At 59.7% G+C, this 16,993-nt stretch carries 15 protein-coding genes and 1 pseudogene; 5 read left to right on the top strand and 11 right to left on the bottom strand.

Features of this window, described 5'->3' with window-relative positions; genetic code table 11:
* Positions 1-15: 15 nt before the first annotated feature.
* Entirely contained in the window at positions 16-1,002 is a 987-nt protein-coding gene (locus tag O3S81_RS15385; protein ID WP_442864928.1) for a sugar-binding transcriptional regulator, read from the top strand.
* Positions 1,003-1,122: 120 nt separating this feature from the next.
* Positions 1,123-2,610, top strand: a complete 1,488-nt coding sequence (locus O3S81_RS15380) for a xylulokinase (RefSeq protein WP_269344491.1) — start codon at positions 1,123-1,125, stop codon at positions 2,608-2,610.
* A gap of 480 nt (positions 2,611-3,090) precedes the next feature.
* On the opposite strand, the gene O3S81_RS15375 is transcribed toward O3S81_RS15380, so the two are convergent.
* Genes O3S81_RS15375 through O3S81_RS15350 form a run of 6 tightly spaced genes read right to left on the bottom strand, consistent with a single transcriptional unit; the run spans position 3,091 to position 9,230 of the window.
* Positions 3,091-3,966, bottom strand: a complete 876-nt coding sequence (locus O3S81_RS15375; RefSeq protein ID WP_269344490.1) for an endonuclease/exonuclease/phosphatase family protein — start codon at positions 3,964-3,966, stop codon at positions 3,091-3,093.
* The gene (locus O3S81_RS15370; RefSeq protein WP_269344489.1) at positions 3,963-4,676 is read right to left on the bottom strand and encodes a glycerophosphodiester phosphodiesterase; all 714 of its coding nucleotides are present in this window, start codon (positions 4,674-4,676) and stop codon (positions 3,963-3,965) included. Before O3S81_RS15370 ends, O3S81_RS15375 begins: the two co-directional genes overlap by 4 nt.
* Positions 4,673-5,806 carry an ABC transporter ATP-binding protein gene (locus O3S81_RS15365; protein WP_269344487.1) on the bottom strand — a complete coding sequence of 378 codons (1,134 nt, stop codon included), beginning with the start codon at positions 5,804-5,806 and terminating at the stop codon, positions 4,673-4,675. Before O3S81_RS15365 ends, O3S81_RS15370 begins: the two co-directional genes overlap by 4 nt.
* 4 nt (positions 5,807-5,810) lie before the next feature.
* Positions 5,811-6,890: a carbohydrate ABC transporter permease gene (locus tag O3S81_RS15360; RefSeq protein WP_269344485.1), complete on the bottom strand. Its 1,080-nt coding sequence runs from the start codon at positions 6,888-6,890 to the stop codon at positions 5,811-5,813.
* Positions 6,891-7,802 carry a carbohydrate ABC transporter permease gene (locus tag O3S81_RS15355; RefSeq protein WP_269344483.1) on the bottom strand — a complete coding sequence of 304 codons (912 nt, stop codon included), beginning with the start codon at positions 7,800-7,802 and terminating at the stop codon, positions 6,891-6,893.
* Between the two features lie 60 nt (positions 7,803-7,862).
* Complete coding sequence (locus O3S81_RS15350) at positions 7,863-9,230, bottom strand: ABC transporter substrate-binding protein (RefSeq protein WP_269344481.1); 1,368 nt, start codon at positions 9,228-9,230, stop codon at positions 7,863-7,865.
* A 115-nt stretch (positions 9,231-9,345) separates the two neighbouring features.
* Here O3S81_RS15350 and O3S81_RS15345 point away from each other — a divergent pair, with 115 nt between their 5' ends.
* On the top strand, positions 9,346-10,482 hold the full coding sequence (locus O3S81_RS15345) for an ROK family transcriptional regulator (protein ID WP_269344479.1): 1,137 nt from the start codon (positions 9,346-9,348) through the stop codon (positions 10,480-10,482).
* Between the two features lie 65 nt (positions 10,483-10,547).
* Here the strand turns inward: O3S81_RS15345 and O3S81_RS15340 are convergent, their stop codons facing one another.
* Complete coding sequence (locus tag O3S81_RS15340) at positions 10,548-10,658, bottom strand: recombinase family protein (protein WP_269344478.1); 111 nt, start codon at positions 10,656-10,658, stop codon at positions 10,548-10,550.
* A gap of 114 nt (positions 10,659-10,772) precedes the next feature.
* Complete coding sequence (uppW, locus tag O3S81_RS15335) at positions 10,773-12,188, bottom strand: Wzy-type polysaccharide biosynthesis protein UppW (RefSeq protein ID WP_269344477.1); 1,416 nt, start codon at positions 12,186-12,188, stop codon at positions 10,773-10,775.
* Positions 12,189-12,839: 651 nt separating this feature from the next.
* On the opposite strand from uppW, the gene uppZ reads away from it, so the two are divergent.
* Positions 12,840-13,823, top strand: a complete 984-nt coding sequence (uppZ, locus tag O3S81_RS15330) for a polysaccharide biosynthesis acyltransferase UppZ (RefSeq protein WP_269344475.1) — start codon at positions 12,840-12,842, stop codon at positions 13,821-13,823.
* A 233-nt stretch (positions 13,824-14,056) separates the two neighbouring features.
* A pseudogene (locus O3S81_RS26625) lies at positions 14,057-14,272 on the top strand (IS30 family transposase); the annotation flags it as partial.
* A gap of 45 nt (positions 14,273-14,317) precedes the next feature.
* On the opposite strand, the gene O3S81_RS15320 reads toward O3S81_RS26625, so the two are convergent.
* From O3S81_RS15320 to O3S81_RS15310, 3 genes are all read right to left on the bottom strand, one after another.
* The gene (locus tag O3S81_RS15320; RefSeq protein WP_269344473.1) at positions 14,318-15,064 is read right to left on the bottom strand and encodes an ABC transporter ATP-binding protein; all 747 of its coding nucleotides are present in this window, start codon (positions 15,062-15,064) and stop codon (positions 14,318-14,320) included.
* On the bottom strand, positions 15,057-15,827 hold the full coding sequence (locus O3S81_RS15315) for an ABC transporter ATP-binding protein (RefSeq protein WP_269344471.1): 771 nt from the start codon (positions 15,825-15,827) through the stop codon (positions 15,057-15,059). Before O3S81_RS15315 ends, O3S81_RS15320 begins: the two co-directional genes overlap by 8 nt.
* A partial coding sequence (locus O3S81_RS15310) for an ABC transporter substrate-binding protein (RefSeq protein WP_269344470.1) occupies positions 15,824-16,993 on the bottom strand: 1,170 nt, incomplete at its 5' end. The genes O3S81_RS15315 and O3S81_RS15310, both read right to left, overlap by 4 nt.

Below are 16,993 nucleotides of genomic sequence, written 5' to 3'. Positions count from 1 at the left end.
GCGCCAGATAGCGGCATGACACAGGAAAAAACTTCAGGAAGACCGGCCGGAGAGACCGGGGCCATGGTGCCCACGGAATTCGGCGACGCCATCATGTGGGCCGCCTGGCTCTATTATGCGGATCAGATGACCCAGAGCGAAATCGCCAAACGGCTCGGCGTTTCGCGCGCGACAATCGTGAATTATCTGCAGGAAGCCCGGGAACGCGGCGTCGTCTCGGTCCATATCAGCCCGGCCGCCGGCAGCCGCACCACGATTGCCCGGGCACTGATGGAAAAATACGGTCTCGACGGCGCCTTCGTCATACCGAGCGCTGACGAGCAAAACCTCGCCGACAGGCTGGGGGATGCCGGGGCGCGGGTTCTGGCCGATATGCTGGTGGACGGCGATACGATCGGCGTCGCCTGGGGCCGCACGGTGCTGGCCGCCGCCGACCGCATTTCGCTCACCCGCCCGGTCAGCGACCTGACGGTGGTGCAGGTTTCGGGCAGTTCGACGGGCGAGCGCGATTTCTCGCCGGAGTTCTGCACCTCGCTCCTGTCGAACCGCATTCATGCGCGTTGCGTCAACCTGCTCGCACCCGCCTTCCTGACGACGCGGGAACTCAAGGCCCAGCTGCTTGCCGAGCCTATCCTCAAGAAACAGATGGAATTGGTGCATTCGACCAATCACGTGCTTTTCGGTGTCGGCGATATCGGACCGAAAAGCACCGTGCGTCTCTCCGGCATCGCCAGTAAAGAAGAGATGGAAGATTATGTGGCGCGTGGCGCGGTCGCCGTCATCATCGGCCGCTTCATCGGTGCGGATGGCCGCCCGCTCGGCGGCGATCATGACGAGCGCATGGTCGGCATCACGCTTGATGAGCTGCGTCGGGTGCGCAACCGTATCTGTCTGGCGGGAGGATCGGCCAAAATCGCCGCGATCAGGGCAACGCTGAACGCCGGTTACGCCACGCATTTCGTGACGGACATGGCAACGGCTGAAATCCTGTTGTCCGGCTGAGGCCGCGACGGGGCACCCGGATGGCGAGGGAGACGCCGCCCGGGGACAAAGGCTCGTAACATTGCGAATTCACCGGGCTGGAAGAAAGCGGAACCGGGGCATGGGGATGGAGGAGTGCTTATGCAGGACAGGGAACGCTATGTCGTCGGCATCGATTCATCGACCCAGTCGGTGAAAGCGATCGCCTGGACCATGGACGGCACGCCGCGCGCGGAAGGTCGCGCGCCACACGTCATCAGCACACCTCACCCTTTGAAAGCGGAACAGAATGCGGAGGATTGGTGGATTGCCGCCACCGACGCGCTGAAATCCCTCACCCGACAGGTCGCCGCCGACAGGATCGATGGTATCGCCATTTCCAACCAGCGCGAAACCATGGTCCTGCTCGATGCCGAAGGCACGCCTCTTGCGCCGGCAACCCTTTGGCTGGACCGCCGCGCCGCCGAAATGGTTCCCGTCCTTGCGCGAGAACTTGGCGGCGAGCGCATACACGCCATTTCGGGAAAGCCGGTCGATGTCATTCCCTGCATTTATCGTCTGCGTCATCTGCGCGAGACCGATCCCGCCCTCCTCGACAAAGCCGCACAGATACTCAGCGTCCATGATTTCCTCGTACGGAAACTGACGGGGGAAGCAGCGGCAAGCTGGACGAGCGGCGATCCCTTCGGCATTTTCGATATAGAGAAAAAAGCCTGGTCACACGAAATTCTCGACCATCTCGGCATCCCGCCGACAAAACTGCCGCCCGCCCATCGCCCGGGCTCTCTCATCGGTCACGTGACGGCCGATGCCGCATCTTCGACAGGGTTGCGGATCGGCACGCCCGTCTATGCGGCAGGGGGTGATGGCCATTGCGCGGCTCTCGGCGTCGGCGCCATCAGTTCCGGCATCGCCTATCTCAACCTTGGAACCGCCGTCGTGGGCGGTCTTTGGTCGCCGACGGCTGAACTGAGCCGATACTGGCGCACGCTCACCTCGCCGAGCGGGGAGGGTTATCTTCTGGAGAATTGCCAGCGCGGGGGCGCCTATTTCATCAACTGGTTGCTCGAAACCTTCGCGGGCAGCCGCAGCAGCGCGGAACTTTTCGGAAAACTCGAAGCGGAGGCGCGCGGATTGCCGATCGGCTCGGGCGGTGTCACCGTTTCCACCTATCTTCTCGGCTGCATGGACCCCCACTGGGATATGACCGCGCGCGCCGCTTTCGTCGGTATGGGCCCCGAAACGCGCATGGGCCATCTCTACCGCGCCTCGATAGAGGCGATCACGCTGGAATTTGTCCGCTCACTCGAGCAGATGCGCGCGGTCGGTATCGAAGCAGATCGTATCTTTGTCATCGGCGGCGGGGCCGAAAGCGCGCTGTGGCGGCAAATCGTAGCGGATGCGAGCGGCCTGCCGGTAATCCGCAGCCTCTCCAACGAAGCCTCCGCCCTTGGCGCCGGCATCAGCGCCGCCGTCGGTCACGGCTGGTACGAAAATTTTGCAACGGCAACCAACGCCATGACCCGCCTCGCCGAGCAGGTTGATCCGGATTTGCACATGCGTGACGATTGGCGCGCCCTTTCGGCACGTCAAAGCAGTCTTTATCCTGCCTTGCATGCCGTCATATGATTTCGCTTGCAGTTATAAAAACTGTACGACGTTGATCGTAGATGCGATGAAGATTTGTCATTATCGGTCCCCGCTCTATGCAACATCAACGCGTTCCAGTCGCTACTGAGTACCCTGTTCCGGTTTGCCTCTGAAGCCGCAAAAAACCAGGCTTTGCTACGAACTGAAGTTGCGCCCGAGGAGCCGGGACGGAGGCCTGAACGCATGGAGACTTGTAGGCTCTCCGCCCAAGTCAGCCGAGATCGGCATTTTCCATTTCGCACTAGAAGCGGATTTAGATGCTAGCCTGATCCTGGAACTGGCGACACGCTACACACTGACCTCATATGATGCCAGCTATGTCGCGCTTGCGAAAACACAAGGGCCACCTTTGGCGGCCAGCGACCAAAAGATGGCGACTGCCGCCTTCAAGGAACGCCGTTTTGAAGCGTGGAGGAACTGGAGCCTGACGCCATCCTGCCCTTCGATCGCCACAGGCCCTTATCCGGCGCTCAAGTCGTCCAGTTCCGTCCAAAGGGGATAGTGATCCGAGCCTTTTGCCGTTTTGTCAGCCCAGCATCGTCTTACCTTTCCTGCCTGTGACGCGGAAACGAAACAATAATCGATGCGGCCCCCTTGCGGATGGGTGCTGCCCTCACCTTCCGGGTTCCTCCCGGCAACCCAGGCATCGATAAGCCCGTCGCGATTGACCAGGCGGCCGTATTGGCCCGCCTGCGGTCCGATCATGCGGGCATATTCAGCGCTGTCGGCGGTGAAATTCATGTCGCCCATCACCACCATGTCGCGCGGCATCGGCGGCATATTGCCCTCCGTCCAGCCGGCGGCAGGATCGGGATGGCCGCCGCACCATGCTCCCCCCTCAGCCGGCGCCCGCGCGAAAATATCAAGCATGGCCTCCACCTGCGGCAGGCGGGTCTCCGCGCAAAGATGGCTGAGATGGACGCTGTAGACGCGCAACGCCCCTTCGCCCACCGCAATCACCGTTTCCAGCATGCCCTGCTGGATCGAGTGTTGCGTCAGCGTGGCGAATTTCGGCAAGGGGAAATTGCGGCTGGAAAGGATCGGAAAGCGCGACAGGACCATGGTGCCGAACTGTCGGCGGCGGGAGACGAAGCGTCCCTCGCTTGTCCGAAAACTCGCATCCATGTCCGCATTGGCGCCATAGACCCAATAGCGGTCGCCAAGCGCGTCGGCGATGACCTGCGGCTCATCGACCATGCCGGAGCGCACCCAGTAACGGTCCACTTCCTGCAACGCGATGATATCGGCATCGCGGATTTCATCGGCGATGCGGGCAAGGTCGTAACGCCCATCGGCGCCGAGCCCGTACTGGATATTGTAGGAAACAAGCTTCATGCCGCGATCCTCCCGCGTGCTTCGGCAAAGAGGTCGGGACGATCGAGATTGATGTAATCCACGCCGGCTCCGGCGATTTCAAGATGCGTGGCCGGATCGTCCCCGCCGTAATAGACCATGACATCCAGTCCCGCAGCACGGCAGGTGTCGACAAGACCCGGACGCATCATCTGCGCGGGCGTGATCTCCAGGATCGACGCATGATGCAGCGGCCCCGCCAGCGACGGCGATTTCGCCATGTCGAGCGTGATCATCTTGCGAAACTCGGGGGCAGCGGCATGAAGACCGTCGCGCATCTGCGCGCTGAAGGAGAAATAAAACGTGTCATCTACCATGCCGAGATCGCGAACCAGTGCCGCAAGTTTGACCGGATCGCAAAGCTTCAGCTCGATATAGACGCCGCAGCGGCCGCGCAGATGCTCCAGATAGGCATCTAGGCGCGGCACGGGCTCGCCCGCGAATTCCACCCCGAACCAGGCGCCCGCATCGAGCCTGTCGATCTCCTGCGCGCAGGCGTGACCGATGGGGCCGGTGCCGTTCGTCGTCCGCTCGAACGTCTCGTCATGCAGCACGTACAGCACGCCGTCGGCGCTTTCGCGAACATCGAGTTCGATGTAATCCGCCCCCTGTTTCAGGGCCAGGTCCGCCGCAGCGAAGGTGTTTTCCGGTGCAAAGGCGTTTGCACCGCGGTGGGAAACGATCAGCGTCATTGGGCGACCTCCGCCGCATGGGAAGATTGGAACACGGACGGCACCGGCTCATGGATGGTCGTGGTGATATCGGCGTGGAGGCCCGGAAGCCGGTTACCCTCGGCATCGAAGAACAGCGTGCGCTCCGCGTCAAAGGCGAGGCCCGCGGCTTCGCCGATCGCGAAGCGCGCCTTCTCACCGGCTTCCAGCGCGTGCAGACGGCCGAACGGGGTGTCCAGCGTGTAAAATATCTCACGGCCCATCGGCTCGATCAGCGATACTTTGCCGGTCATCGTCGCCTCCGCCGGTGCAATCATTGCGATGTCCTCGGGCCGCAGGCCGAAAGTGATATCGCCGCGGTAGGTCGCGGAAAGGTTCATCACCCGTTTGCCGACCAGCACCGTGTCGACACGCGCCTCGCCCTTGATCAGGTTGATCGGCGGCGAGCCGATGAAGCCGGCGACGAAGATGTCGCGCGGGCTGCGGTAGAGTTCGTCGGGCGTACCGGTCTGCGCAATGCTGCCGTTGTTCATGCAGATGATCCGGTCGGCCATGGTCGTCGCCTCGATCTGGTCGTGGGTGACGATCAGCGTGGTGATGCCGAGGCGAGCCTGGATCGCCTTGATTTCGGCGCGCATGGCGATGCGTAGCGTCGCATCGAGATTGGAGAGCGGCTCATCGAGCAAAAGGATGTTCGGCTCCTTCACCAGCGCGCGGGCCAGCGCAACACGCTGCTGCTGGCCGCCGGAAAGCTGGCCGGGACGGCGCTCTAGCAACATGTCCACCTGCACGAGGGCCGCCGCCTCGCGCACCCGCCTGTCGGCTTCGTCGCTCGGAACATCCTTGAAGCGCAGCGGAAAGGCGATGTTCTGCTGCACCGTCAGATGCGGGTAGAGCGCATAGGACTGGAAGACGATGCCGACATTCCGGTCGCGGGCGTCGACGCGATTGACGGTGTGATCGTCGAAGAGGATCTGTCCCGAGGTCGGGGCATAGAGGCCCGCGAGCAGGAACAGCGTCGTCGATTTCCCGCACCCCGAAGGACCGAGGATGGCGACAAATTCGCCGTCGTTGATGGTGAGGTCCATCGGCCGAAGCACCTGGGTCTGGCCCCAGCTTTTGGTGACTTTGTCGAGTGTGATCTTTGCCATTCTTTTATCCCTTGATCCCGCCGAAGCTCATCTGGGTCAGGTATTTTTGCGTGAAGATATAGAGGACGAGCGCCGGCAGCACGTAGACGACGCCAACGGCGGCGACGAGGCTGTAGTCGACGCCCATGCTGTCCTCCGAAACGAAGAAGAGGTAGAGGCTCATCGTCAGGCTGGTCTTTTCGATCAGCAGGGTCTGCACAAAGACATATTCCTCCCAGCCGCGCAGAAAGGTGAAAGTCCCGACCGCGATCAGCCCGCCGACGACCTGTGGCAACACCACCATGCGGAAGGCCTGAAAACGCGAGGCGCCGTCCGTGATCGCGCTCATCTCGATGTCCCAGGGAACGGCGTCGAAGAAGCCCTTGAGCACGAAGATCGCGAAGGGCAGTTCGAGCGCGCACAGGACAAGGATGACGCCGGAGAGCGAGTTGAGAAGACCCATCCAGTACATCTGGATGAAGATGGCCACTGTCAGCGCCAGCGCCGGAAAGGCGTGCAGCAACAACAGCCCGCGCAGAAAACTTTCCCGCCCGGCGAAGGAAAAGCGCGACAGTGCATAGGCGGCAGGTGCGGCAACGACTGTCACGATCAGCGTCTGCGCGCCGGCAAAGGCGAAGGAATTGCCCATCGCCGACCAGACCGACGGCATGAGGCCGATGCGGCTCTGGCTACCGCGCTCGGCCGCCACGCTGGCAGGGTCCCAGAGAAAGGCAAAATTATCGACGGTCAGGTAGGGGCCTACTCCGGCAGCGAAGACGGCGACCGTTGCAAGCATCACCCCCCATCGCAGCCGCCTGGCTGTTTGCCCCTCGGGGGCAAAGAGAGCGATGGCGATCAGGGCGAGATAACCGGCCGCAGCGACAGCGAACAGCCGCCAGAGGATGGCGGCTCCATCACCGCCCTTATCCGTCAGCGAGATTGCCAGCAGCCAGAGGTAAGGCAGGACGATCGGCAGCGAAATGACGGTGAGGAAGCCGATGACGATGGCCAGAAAGCCGGTGCGGTTCCAGAGCGTCCGGCGGGCCAGGCGGCTCCAGTCCGTGGTTTTTCGGTTCGGGACCCCTGCGGTGGTGGTCATGGTCATTTACAATACCTCGATCTTCGGGGCGGTGAAGCTCTGCTTCATGCCGGTCATGCGCCATTGCAGCAGCGTGACCGCAACGCCGATCACCATCAGGCCGAGCGCCAGCGCCGCACCGTAGGCATAGGCGCCGCTTTCGAAAGCGCGGCGATAGACGTAGAGCGCGTAAGTGGTGGAATCATAGACCGGTCCGCCGCGGGTAATCAGCAGGATGTATTCGTAGGTCGTCATCAGCGAGAGCGCCTGGTAGATGGTGATGAAGCGCAGCGGCGGCAGCAGCGCCGGCAGCACCACATGGCGCAGCACCGACCATTCGCCAGCGCCGTCGATGCGGGCGGCGCTGAACAGATGCGACGGGATGGAACGGATCGTCGAGGTCATGATGACCATGGCGAAGGAGGCGCCGACCATGCCGTTTGCGATGACGATCAGAAGCAGCGGCTGGTCGTTGCGCAGATTGAGCAGCGGAAAGCCGAGAGCGCCGCCGATCTGATTGATGAGGCCGTAGGAAGTCGGATCGGCGACCCAGATCCACAATACGCCGTAAAGCACCGCCGGGCTCATGCGCGGCAAAAGCCAGAGGCCGCGGAAGAAGGCGCCAAGCCGCTCCGGCACCGCCGTCGTCGTAACGGCAAGGATGGCCCCGAGGCCGATATTGAACAGGAACAGCGTGGCTGTCACGTAGATGAACGTCGTCATCAGCACCATTGGCAGGCGGCTGTCGCGGCCGAGCATGCGCATGACGTTATCGAAGGTGAATTTCTCCACCTTCAGATTTGCGCCCATATTGGTGAAGGCGATGACGACATCGATCAGGATCGGCGCGATGAAGAACACCGACAATATGACGATCGCGGGCATCAGATAGAGGATCGGGCGGGCGGGCCGGTGGTGTCTTGGCGGTCGTGACATCATGGATGGGGTCCTGAATGCCGAAGGCAGGCGAAAGCTTGGCCCGCCTGCCTTCGCTGATCGTCAGTTGGCGAGCGCGTCGCGAATTTCCACCTCGCTGCCGAACTGGACTTCCAGCTCGTCGGCGATGAATTCGACGGCCTGGGCAGCGCTCATGCGGCCGGTCTCGACGGCCTGGAGGCCGCTGAACAGCACCTTGTTATAGCTGCCGAACTTGGTGTGGTTGGGTACGAATTTGGCGTGCACCATCATCGGCGATGCAGCTTCGAGCGCCCAGTTCGCCTTGTAGTCCGGCATGGCAGTCTGGGCGTTACTGATGGCGGTGTGGTAGGAGGAAACGGCGTGCTTGGTGTTGAAATAGGGAAGCGAGGCGAGCGCCACCAGATCGGCAGCGATCGCGGCATTCGTTCCCTTCGGGTTGATCGCGTAGGCGATCGGGTGCGACAGGTTGGCGGGTTTTCCGCCCTTTTCGGCGGCCGGCGCCGGGATCCAGCCGATCTTGTTGAAATAGCCCTTGCCGTCCGTCGGCCAGGTTGCGCCGAGCTTGTCGCCGACCTGCCAGGCAACAGCCCACACGCCCTGATGAAAGACGAAGGCCTTTTCCTGCTTGAAGGCGGTCTGGATCGCCTCCCAGCTCATCGCCGTGTTGTCGACGGGGGTGACACCTTCCTTGGCGTTGCGCTCATACCAGGAGAGTGCCGCTTCCATTTCCTTCTTGGGGAAAAGCAGCTTGCCGGTTTTCTCGTCGGTAAACTTCACGCCATTCGACGCGAAGACCATCAGATAATCGATACCGACATTCGGGCGATGCAGCATCCCGTACTGGGCGGCACCCTTTTCAACCACTTCCTTGCTGAGTGCGGTGAAATCGTCGAGCGTGAACTCACCCGTCTCGACCTTGGCGGGAATGGCATCGATAAAGGCTTCGTCCTTGCCGATCTTGCGCAGCATGTCCTTGTTGTAGAAGAACATGCGGATCTCGGCGTCCTGCGGGATCGCGTAGACCTTGCCATCGGTGCCCTTGACGGAATTCCACAGCACCGGCAGCACATCGCCGTAGACCCATGGCTTGGCGGCGATTTCCTCGTCCAGCGCCTTGGCATAGCCGTCGGTCGCAAACTGGCCGATCCATTCGTGCGGCAGCAGGTAGATATCCGGGCCCTGATTGACCGCAAAAGCCTTCAGCGTATCGAGAGCGTAGTCGTCCCAACCCTTCTGGCCGCTGTTGTTTACCTCGATCACGATCGTCTTGTCGATGCCGGCAGCCTTGTACTGGCTGTTCAGGATAGCGGCGGCGTCCTCAATGTTGGTGATGCGCGCAGGGCCATTGCGATCGGCAAGGGTCCACAACTTCAGCTTGATTTCTTCAGCATTTGCGGCCGATGAAAGAAGGGCGACGGCCGTCGCTGCAAGAGCCAGAGTTCGAAACATGATTACCTCACTTGGATTTGGTGGAATAGCGATTGTTGATTAATTAATTAAGTTGCTTACTTAACAATAAAATGACAATTCTGTTGTCGCGCGCGATTTTTTTGAGACATCGAAAATGCTGAATGAAAAAACTGGTTTAATAGGACTGAGCGGCAGCCATCAGCGGCTCATCCACCTTCTGCGGCGCTCGGCGCCCGCGTCACGGGCAGAGTTGGCAGCCCTCTGCGGCCTCACCCCGGCAGCGGTCAGCATGCTGATCCACGAGTTGATGGTGCGCGGCATCGTTGTCGAGAGCGGGCGGCGGCAAGGTCATCGGGGACCGCCGCAAATCGATTTGCGGCTTTCACCGGATGCGGGCTATGCGCTCGGTATCCATGCCGACTACTATTCCGTCTATCTGACGCTCCTCGATTTCTGCGGTACGCTCCGCGGCGAGCACCAGATCCGCAACAGCTTCGCAACCTTCGATAACGTTGCGGCGACGATTGCGGGAGGCGCGGAAGCGCTCCTGTCGCGAACCGGCATATCGGCCGCCGACCTGATCGGCGCCGGTTTTGCGCTGCCCATCCGTTTCCGCAGCACGGAGCCCGCCCTCGATCTGGCCGAGGATGTGGGCCGATGGGGCGGCATCGACATCGCGGCCACCTTGTCGGATGCGTTGGGCTGCTCCGTGATCGTGGAAAATGACGCCAATGCCGCCGCCATCGGCGAGTTGACGGTCGGCAACCCGGAACATCACGAGAGCTTCTTCCACCTCTATCTCGGCAGCGGTATCGGCGGTGCGGTCGTTCTCAACGGCAATCTCTATCGCGGCGCCATCGGCAATGCCGGCGAGATCGGCGCGCTGCGCCCCCGCTCCATATGCCGGCCGTCGTTCGACGACCTTGCCGCCTGGCTCAAGGCCGACGGCGTGGTCCTGCCACAGGGTCGCGATCCCGATGAATGGGAAACCGTGCTGGCCGCCGCACCGGAAAGCGTCGAACGGTGGCTGCAACGGGCCGGGCCGGAAGCCGCGCGCCTCGCCTTCGCAGCCGGCGCCATTCTCGATCCGCCCGCTATCTACATCGGCGGCACGCTTCCCAAAAGTGTCCGCCGCGCCCTGATCGGATGGATGGATTTCTCGCGCCCGGCGCTTTTCGACGGCGCCACGCTTGGCCAGCCCCGCATTCTTCTGTCGGAAATCCCGGCCACGAACAGCGCCGCGCTCGGCGCGGCAGCGCTCGTCCTGCACCACATGACTTCGCCGCCCTAGGCCGGCGCCAAGCTACGATAATTTACGATCCTCTCTGGTCGTCAATCGAACCGACTTGGATATCTCTAACACTGCTGGTCGCGGGAAATTCGGTCGAGCGCCTCGGCGCACAAAATGTCGAACCGCCCTGCCTGTGCATCATCCAGCAACCGGGCGATTCCCTCCCTGCCACGCATGCTGGCGCCGGAATGGCTTCATCGCGATAGTATTGAACGACCTTCCATCCCTGACGCTCTGCGGATTGGCGCTCGTCCCAGGCAAACGCACAAAATCATAGCTGGCTTATTCACTCAGCTCTTTTTTTGGCCAGACTCTGAGTTTCGTGCCAACTGGGCAGTCGCGAAGTTCTTTCGGGCAACGGCCAATCGCAAGTGCGGTATCGTAGCCCTGTCCGCATCAGCGCCGGTTCGGGCAGGTTCCGGCTCTGCCTCGTTTTCGACGAGGCTGGCGTTCGCCTGCAGACGCAGGCCCATCACGGCCACGAGGAGGAAAAACCAGACGAAGCCCGCGCTAAGCAAGAATAGAGTTTCCAGAAAGCCGTAGAGCAGCACATAAAGCCAGATACCGACGTAAAGCCGCGTCAACGGGCTGTTGCGCGTCACCTCATCCATTTTGCCGAGATAATGAAGCGGTAGCAGATAAATCCACGCCATCACCAGCACCAGGCCCGGGATACCACCCGCAAGCAGCAGATCGAAATATCCGTTGTGTGCCGCCGGCGCAGTCGTTGCCCAGCTGTTGCTATCGGTGATGCTCGACATCAAGGTGTCGCTGCGCCAGAACGCCTGATAACCGTAGCCAAGGATCGGGCGTTGGCGGATATAATCGATCGCGACGGCCCAAATATCGGTTCTTCCGGTGAAACTGGCATCGAGCCCCATCCTTGTCAGCATCTGCGAAAAGACCGGATCGATTGTGGTGCCAACGACCACAACGGTAAAGACCAACAAAAGCAGGGTCACCACCATATAGCGCCAGCCGGGCCAGCCGACGATGAACCAGCCCGTTGCGATGATGATCGGCACCAGCCCGAGTACGGTCTTGCCACCTGATTTTATCAGAAAGAACATTGATAGCAGCAGCACCAGCAAACCACCGATGAAGGACCAGCGCTTGCAGAGATAAATCGCAACGATGATCAACACCGCCATGACCGAGGCAGCCTCGTTCTTGTGCTGGAAGACCCCGCGCCAGTTACCCGCAAGAAGGGGCTCAAGCGCATCGCTCGCCTGGTGGATCGACCGTGACGGCAGGACGATGACGCCGAAATAGCACAGGAAAAGGATAATCATCGCGCAGCTGGCAAGCAGCGTGGCGAAATGTCGTTCCGTGCGCGGCAATTGCAAAAAGCAACCGGCAAGCACGCAGATGATGGCGCACATGACGAGCCGCCGCAGCGAAAACATCGGCGCCTCCCCCACGACAGAGGTGAAGATATACCAGCCGAAAATCGCCGCCATCAGCAGACGCGGCGTGAAGACGATGGAGAAAGACCGTTCCTTCACCATGAACACCATGAAACTGAAAAGCAGGATGATCGCGGTAAGCTGGTTCAGCAGGTTGGACCCCTCCGCCATGGCGGAGCCCAGATAGGTCGACGAGAGAGAAATATAGGGCGAGAAACCGACCGTAAAATAAAGGAACGTCACATAAAACAGTGTATTCCGCCAATTTCCACGCGTCTGTTCTTCGTGCGCTGCATCCATAAGGGGATCTTCTCTGCCATTTTTCCCATGTGTGCCCGATGCTTCATTCCGGTGACATCAATATCCCGAGAAAACCCTATTTTTTAGTTATCCCGAATGCACGGATGAATAGCAATTCCGTTATGAAGGAAAGAGGCCTAAGCGGAGAAACAGATGCTTTTCTGCAATCAAACAGTGTGCAGATTCTGGCTCGGGTTAGATTCTCTTGTCGTCCCGATAAACTCGATAAAGTGGTGCCTTTGCGACGAACTCCCAACTCGGCACTTGACGGGAAGATGCCAGTTCAGGCTTATGGGCCTCAACTAGAAGATGTCTTTGAATGAGGGTATCGTGAGGGGTTCTTTACAGACCTGACCGGGGACGTCGGGCCCGGCATTATCCCAACACTGTCAAAATCGACTAGGTTGCGACATATAGACGTCCGTAACCAGGGCGTTAGTCAATTACACATGAGATGGCTGCTTCTGGCAAGAATAATTCTGGTCATCTGGCTCTTCAGATTTTAGGTATTTTTTTGAACGTATACCTCATCAATCCTTGCAAGCATCGTAATCAGGAGAGTTCGGCAGCTTTTTCGAGTTGGCGCGACTCGCTGCCTCTGTCTGCATTTGAGGCGAAGGACGTGAACGGTTGAGTACTTCAGGAGCGGCAATGCAAAAGGTTTATTCCATCCAGTTTCTGAGGGCGCTCGCGGCGTTTTCGGTCCTGCTGTTTCATATAATCGGTGGCCCATTTACGATTGGGGCGGCGGGTGTGGATGTCTTTTTTGTCATCTCCGGCCTCATCATGGGTTCTTTCGCGACGGCGGCGGGACCGGGGGCGTTTTTATATCACAGGCTGGTCCGTATTGTGCCCTTATACTGGGCCGTGACCTTGGTGATGTGCGCCGGTGCGATGGCGGGCGTTTTTTCCACCTTTACCTTTACCCCCGAGCATTTATGGAAATCGCTGCTTTTTATTCCCTATGCAGGCGACAACGGTGAAGTAGCTCCCCTTTTGGTTGTGGGCTGGACCCTTAATATGGAAATGTTCTTCTATATTGTCTTCGCGCTTGGACTTGCCTGGCGCGCGCCGCTGGCCGTAACGGTCGGCATCCTGTCCGTCATGGCCCTGGCGGGACAGGTTTTACCCACACAATCCCCCTTCATACAAACCTGGACCTCGCCGCTCTTGCTGGAGTTCCTTGGCGGGCTTCTGCTGTCGCGCTTTATGTTCCAGGGCGGACAAGCGGGTATCGCCGCGCTTGTCATATCACTGACGGGTTTTGTTGCCGCGGCCATGATAAGCGAGCAATCTGGAATGCTGCGCCTGATAACATGGGGCGTACCTGCCTTTTTCCTTGTGGCCGGATGCGTGTGGCTCGAAAATGCCGGACTATGGCCGAGACGTCTGCTGAAACCAATCGAGATTATCGGGGACTCATCCTACGCCCTCTATCTTCTGCATGGCCTGGTGATCTCAATCATTCATAAGATATTGGCGCCCGGTATTCTCGCAGGAGCGGTCATCATCGTCGTTGCACTGGCCGTGTCGGTCTTTGCGCATTTCCTGTTCGAGAAACCGCTTATCAAGCTTTTCAGACGCAAGGGTAGCGCCGTGCCGCGCCAACGGGACCATGCCGTATCGATGCGCTGACGCCGGGATCGACCGCGAGGACAACACCAAGAAGCACAGGAACTCCGATCTTTTCTGAATAATCGGACGGCTTATCGGTGCCGGATGCGGACAATCACCATCCTGAATCAATCATCGGTAACCAACGCCATTCTTGAATTTGATCAAGAAGGGTGGATGGAGCGCCGTACTACCGCGACCGGATTGTCGACATGTGCGAGGAACAGGTCAATTGACGCTCCTGCAAGGGACCTTTGAAAGATGGCATCGGCGCGCGGAGCTGGTTCTGCGACCCCACTGCACCGTGGCAAAAGAGTGCGGTGGAGAACGCCAACAAGCGCATCCGCCGGTTCATGCCAGGTGATACGTATCTCGCAGCCGTGTCGCAACGCAAGCTCGTCCAGCCTGCGCGCCATCTCAACGATCAGCCGAGAAAATGCCGCGACTACAGAACACTGGCCGAAGTGTTCCGGAGGGAGCCACCTCTGAAAGGGAAGTGGGTGCACCCTGTAATATTACGATGGCAGACCGCCAAGGACAAATATATTGTTTTGATCGTCGAAATGTACAGTTTGTGTGGCGTTGCTTGAACTGAAGTCGAGGATCAGGGGGGGCGGCGATGAGCCTTGCAGAACGATGCGACCGTGTCGCATGCATGCGAAGCGTTCACTCTCTTTCAGAGCCCTCGCGATATCCTGTTCGACCAGCACCAGCGAAACCTCGGTCTCCTTGACCTTTCGAAGGCCGGCGTAGACCACATCGACCGCCGAGGGTGAGAGGCCAAGCGAGAGCTCATCGCACAACAATACCCTTGGATTGGCCATCAAGGCGCGACCGACCGCAACAAGCTGCTGCTGGCCGCCAGACAAGGCCCGGGACGGTCTTCGGCGCAGTTCCTTTAAGACAGGAAACATGTCGAAGACGCGATTGAGCGACCACTCTCCCGACCTCTTGCGATAGGCGCCCAAGATCAGATTCTCCTCAACCGACAGGCTCGGAAAGAGCTTTCGCCCTTCCGGCACCATGACTATTCCCTGATCGACGATTGCCGAGGTCGATTTGCCGAGCATCGGGAGGCCATCGAGGGTTACCTCTCCCGCCGTCGGTTTCAACAGGCCAGTTATCACGCTGAATAGCGTCGATTTACCGGCGCCATTGGAGCCGATCAATGACAGTGTTTCGCCCGGCCGCAGGTCAAGGTTCACACCGAACAATACCGACATCGAGCCATAGCTCGCCTCCAGATCACGAATGCTAAGCATCTGCGTCGGGCTCCATCCCAAGGTAGATCTTCTGTACGGCCGGTGTAGCCATCGTTGCCTTCGGTTCGCCGTCGGCAATGATCTTGCCTTCACCGAGCACGACAATTCGAGAGACTGTCGAGGTGAGGATGTGCACCAGATGCTCGATCCAGATCACGGCAATACCCTGGCTGTTCACATGCTTGACGAGTTCCGCAATCTCTGCCGCCTCGTTATCGGTCAGCCCGCCGGCAATCTCGTCGAGAAGCAGGAGCGTCGGGTTCGTCGCCAATGCCCGCGCCAGTTCCAGCCTCTTCCTGTCGAGCAACGGCAACGCCCCGGCGAGAAGATGGCCGCGACCATGAAAGCCGGTACGATCCAGAATATCCCGAGCCACGACTGTTGCAGCCTCATGATTGAGGTTCCCCGCGAAGCGCGCGCCGACAAGCAGGTTCTCGAACACGGACATGTTTGAAAAGGACTGCGGCACCTGAAAAGTACGCCCGATCCCGCTCCTTGCCCTTTCCGATGCCGCAAGCCGCGTGACGTCCTCGCCATTCACAAATATCTTTCCGGAATTGGGCACAAGCTGTCCGGCGATGACGCCAAACAAGGTCGTCTTGCCTGATCCATTGGGTCCGATGACACCCAATAACTCGCCCGGATGGACTTCCAGACTCAATTCCTTGAGAACCGGAAGCCCATTACCGTAGGATTTTGTGATGTTTTCAACGGCGAGAGACCTGTTTTGCGAGTGCATAGTGTCCCCACGTATGGCGCTCATGCCCCGATCTTCATCTGAAACGGCCCGGTAACGGGAACCTGCGGTATGCCTTGGTTGGAGACGACAGCCAGATTGAAATCGCCATTTGGCTCCACGCGCCACTGCCCGCCAGCGATTGCCATCTTGGCCACGCTCTTGATCGGGCTATTGGCCCAGTCGAGTGTTCCGACAACCGTATCCAGCTTCATCTTCTTGATAGCATCGGCGACAGAATCCGGGTCCGTCGGATCGTCAGCCGTTCTGAGGGCGTCAACCCCCGCCTCCAGTAGCGCGTGAACGACCCCAATCGGTTGCGTCCAGCGTTTTCCGGTTTCCGCCTCATAGGCCTTGACCAGTTCTCCGCAGGATTGTCCGGTAATCGAAGATTTGAAAGGATAATCCGGCGTCCACCAGACCTCGGTGGACATGCCGTTCGCCGCCGCACCGAGAGACTGCACGCCTGCCGGGAAAAGAAGCGCTTTGGCGATGGTAACCACCTTCGGCTTGAAGCCTGCCTGCATGGCCTGGCGCCAGAAGACCACCCAATCCGGCGGATCGAACAGCCCCGTCATGATCTCGCAGCCCGCATCGCGGAAAGCCGCGATCTGGCGCGAGAAATCGTTCGAACCCGGCTCGAAGAGGCCCACATCGACCATTTCAAACCCCGCCTTCTTCAGGGCAGGCGGAAAGCCGATCTCGTTGCTGAAGAAGGTTTGTCCCGGCGGATCGTTGGTGAAGCAGGAACCGATCTTCTTGTTGGTGTCGAGCGACGACCACATTCCCACATATGTGGAGATGATGTCCTCGATGCCCCAAAAGAAATGATTGGCATATTTGAAGCCCGTTTCAGGTTTGCCTCCTTGAGGAAACAGCCAGCCCTGCCAGGGGTCCATCGTCGTAATCGAGGGAACGCCTGCGAGTTCGCACTGGGCACTAACGTTCTTGATGCCGAGAGCCCCCTGGGCGAGAACGATATTCACCTCATCCGAATTGATGAGCTGCTGGGCCGCACTCGTCGATCTGTCGGGATTGGTCTGATCGTCGATGGCGATGATCTCGACGTCATATGTCTTGCCATTGTTGACAATACCGCCCTTCAGTGCCTGCCGCACCTGCTTCAGCAAAAACGGATCGGCCTCGGCAAAGGTCGCGAAAAGGCCCGTGACGGGGCTCACATAACCAATTTT

The sequence above is a fragment of the Agrobacterium sp. SOY23 genome (assembly GCF_027212525.1).
GTDB classification, from domain to species: domain Bacteria; phylum Pseudomonadota; class Alphaproteobacteria; order Rhizobiales; family Rhizobiaceae; genus Agrobacterium; species Agrobacterium tumefaciens_I.
The sequence above is the reverse complement of the archived record's forward strand: the minus strand, read 5'-3'. Positions and strand labels throughout refer to the sequence as shown.

What these genes read in the sequence shown, in the direction of transcription:
- O3S81_RS15320 (WP_269344473.1), bottom strand. Translation starts at nt 15,064, where the DNA reads ATGCTTAGCATTCGTGATCTGGAGGCGAGCTATGGCTCGATGTCGGTA.
- O3S81_RS15365 (WP_269344487.1), bottom strand. Translation starts at nt 5,806, where the DNA reads ATGGCAAAGATCACACTCGACAAAGTCACCAAAAGCTGGGGCCAGACC.
- O3S81_RS15370 (WP_269344489.1), bottom strand. Translation starts at nt 4,676, where the DNA reads ATGACGCTGATCGTTTCCCACCGCGGTGCAAACGCCTTTGCACCGGAA.
- O3S81_RS15340 (WP_269344478.1), bottom strand. Translation starts at nt 10,658, where the DNA reads ATGCGTGGCAGGGAGGGAATCGCCCGGTTGCTGGATGATGCACAGGCA.
- O3S81_RS15345 (WP_269344479.1), top strand. Translation starts at nt 9,346, where the DNA reads ATGCTGAATGAAAAAACTGGTTTAATAGGACTGAGCGGCAGCCATCAG.
- O3S81_RS15355 (WP_269344483.1), bottom strand. Translation starts at nt 7,802, where the DNA reads ATGATGTCACGACCGCCAAGACACCACCGGCCCGCCCGCCCGATCCTC.
- uppZ (WP_269344475.1), top strand. Translation starts at nt 12,840, where the DNA reads ATGCAAAAGGTTTATTCCATCCAGTTTCTGAGGGCGCTCGCGGCGTTT.
- uppW (WP_269344477.1), bottom strand. Translation starts at nt 12,188, where the DNA reads ATGGATGCAGCGCACGAAGAACAGACGCGTGGAAATTGGCGGAATACA.
- O3S81_RS15380 (WP_269344491.1), top strand. Translation starts at nt 1,123, where the DNA reads ATGCAGGACAGGGAACGCTATGTCGTCGGCATCGATTCATCGACCCAG.
- O3S81_RS15385 (WP_442864928.1), top strand. Translation starts at nt 16, where the DNA reads ATGACACAGGAAAAAACTTCAGGAAGACCGGCCGGAGAGACCGGGGCC.
- O3S81_RS15350 (WP_269344481.1), bottom strand. Translation starts at nt 9,230, where the DNA reads ATGTTTCGAACTCTGGCTCTTGCAGCGACGGCCGTCGCCCTTCTTTCA.
- O3S81_RS15315 (WP_269344471.1), bottom strand. Translation starts at nt 15,827, where the DNA reads ATGAGCGCCATACGTGGGGACACTATGCACTCGCAAAACAGGTCTCTC.
- O3S81_RS15360 (WP_269344485.1), bottom strand. Translation starts at nt 6,890, where the DNA reads ATGACCATGACCACCACCGCAGGGGTCCCGAACCGAAAAACCACGGAC.
- O3S81_RS15375 (WP_269344490.1), bottom strand. Translation starts at nt 3,966, where the DNA reads ATGAAGCTTGTTTCCTACAATATCCAGTACGGGCTCGGCGCCGATGGG.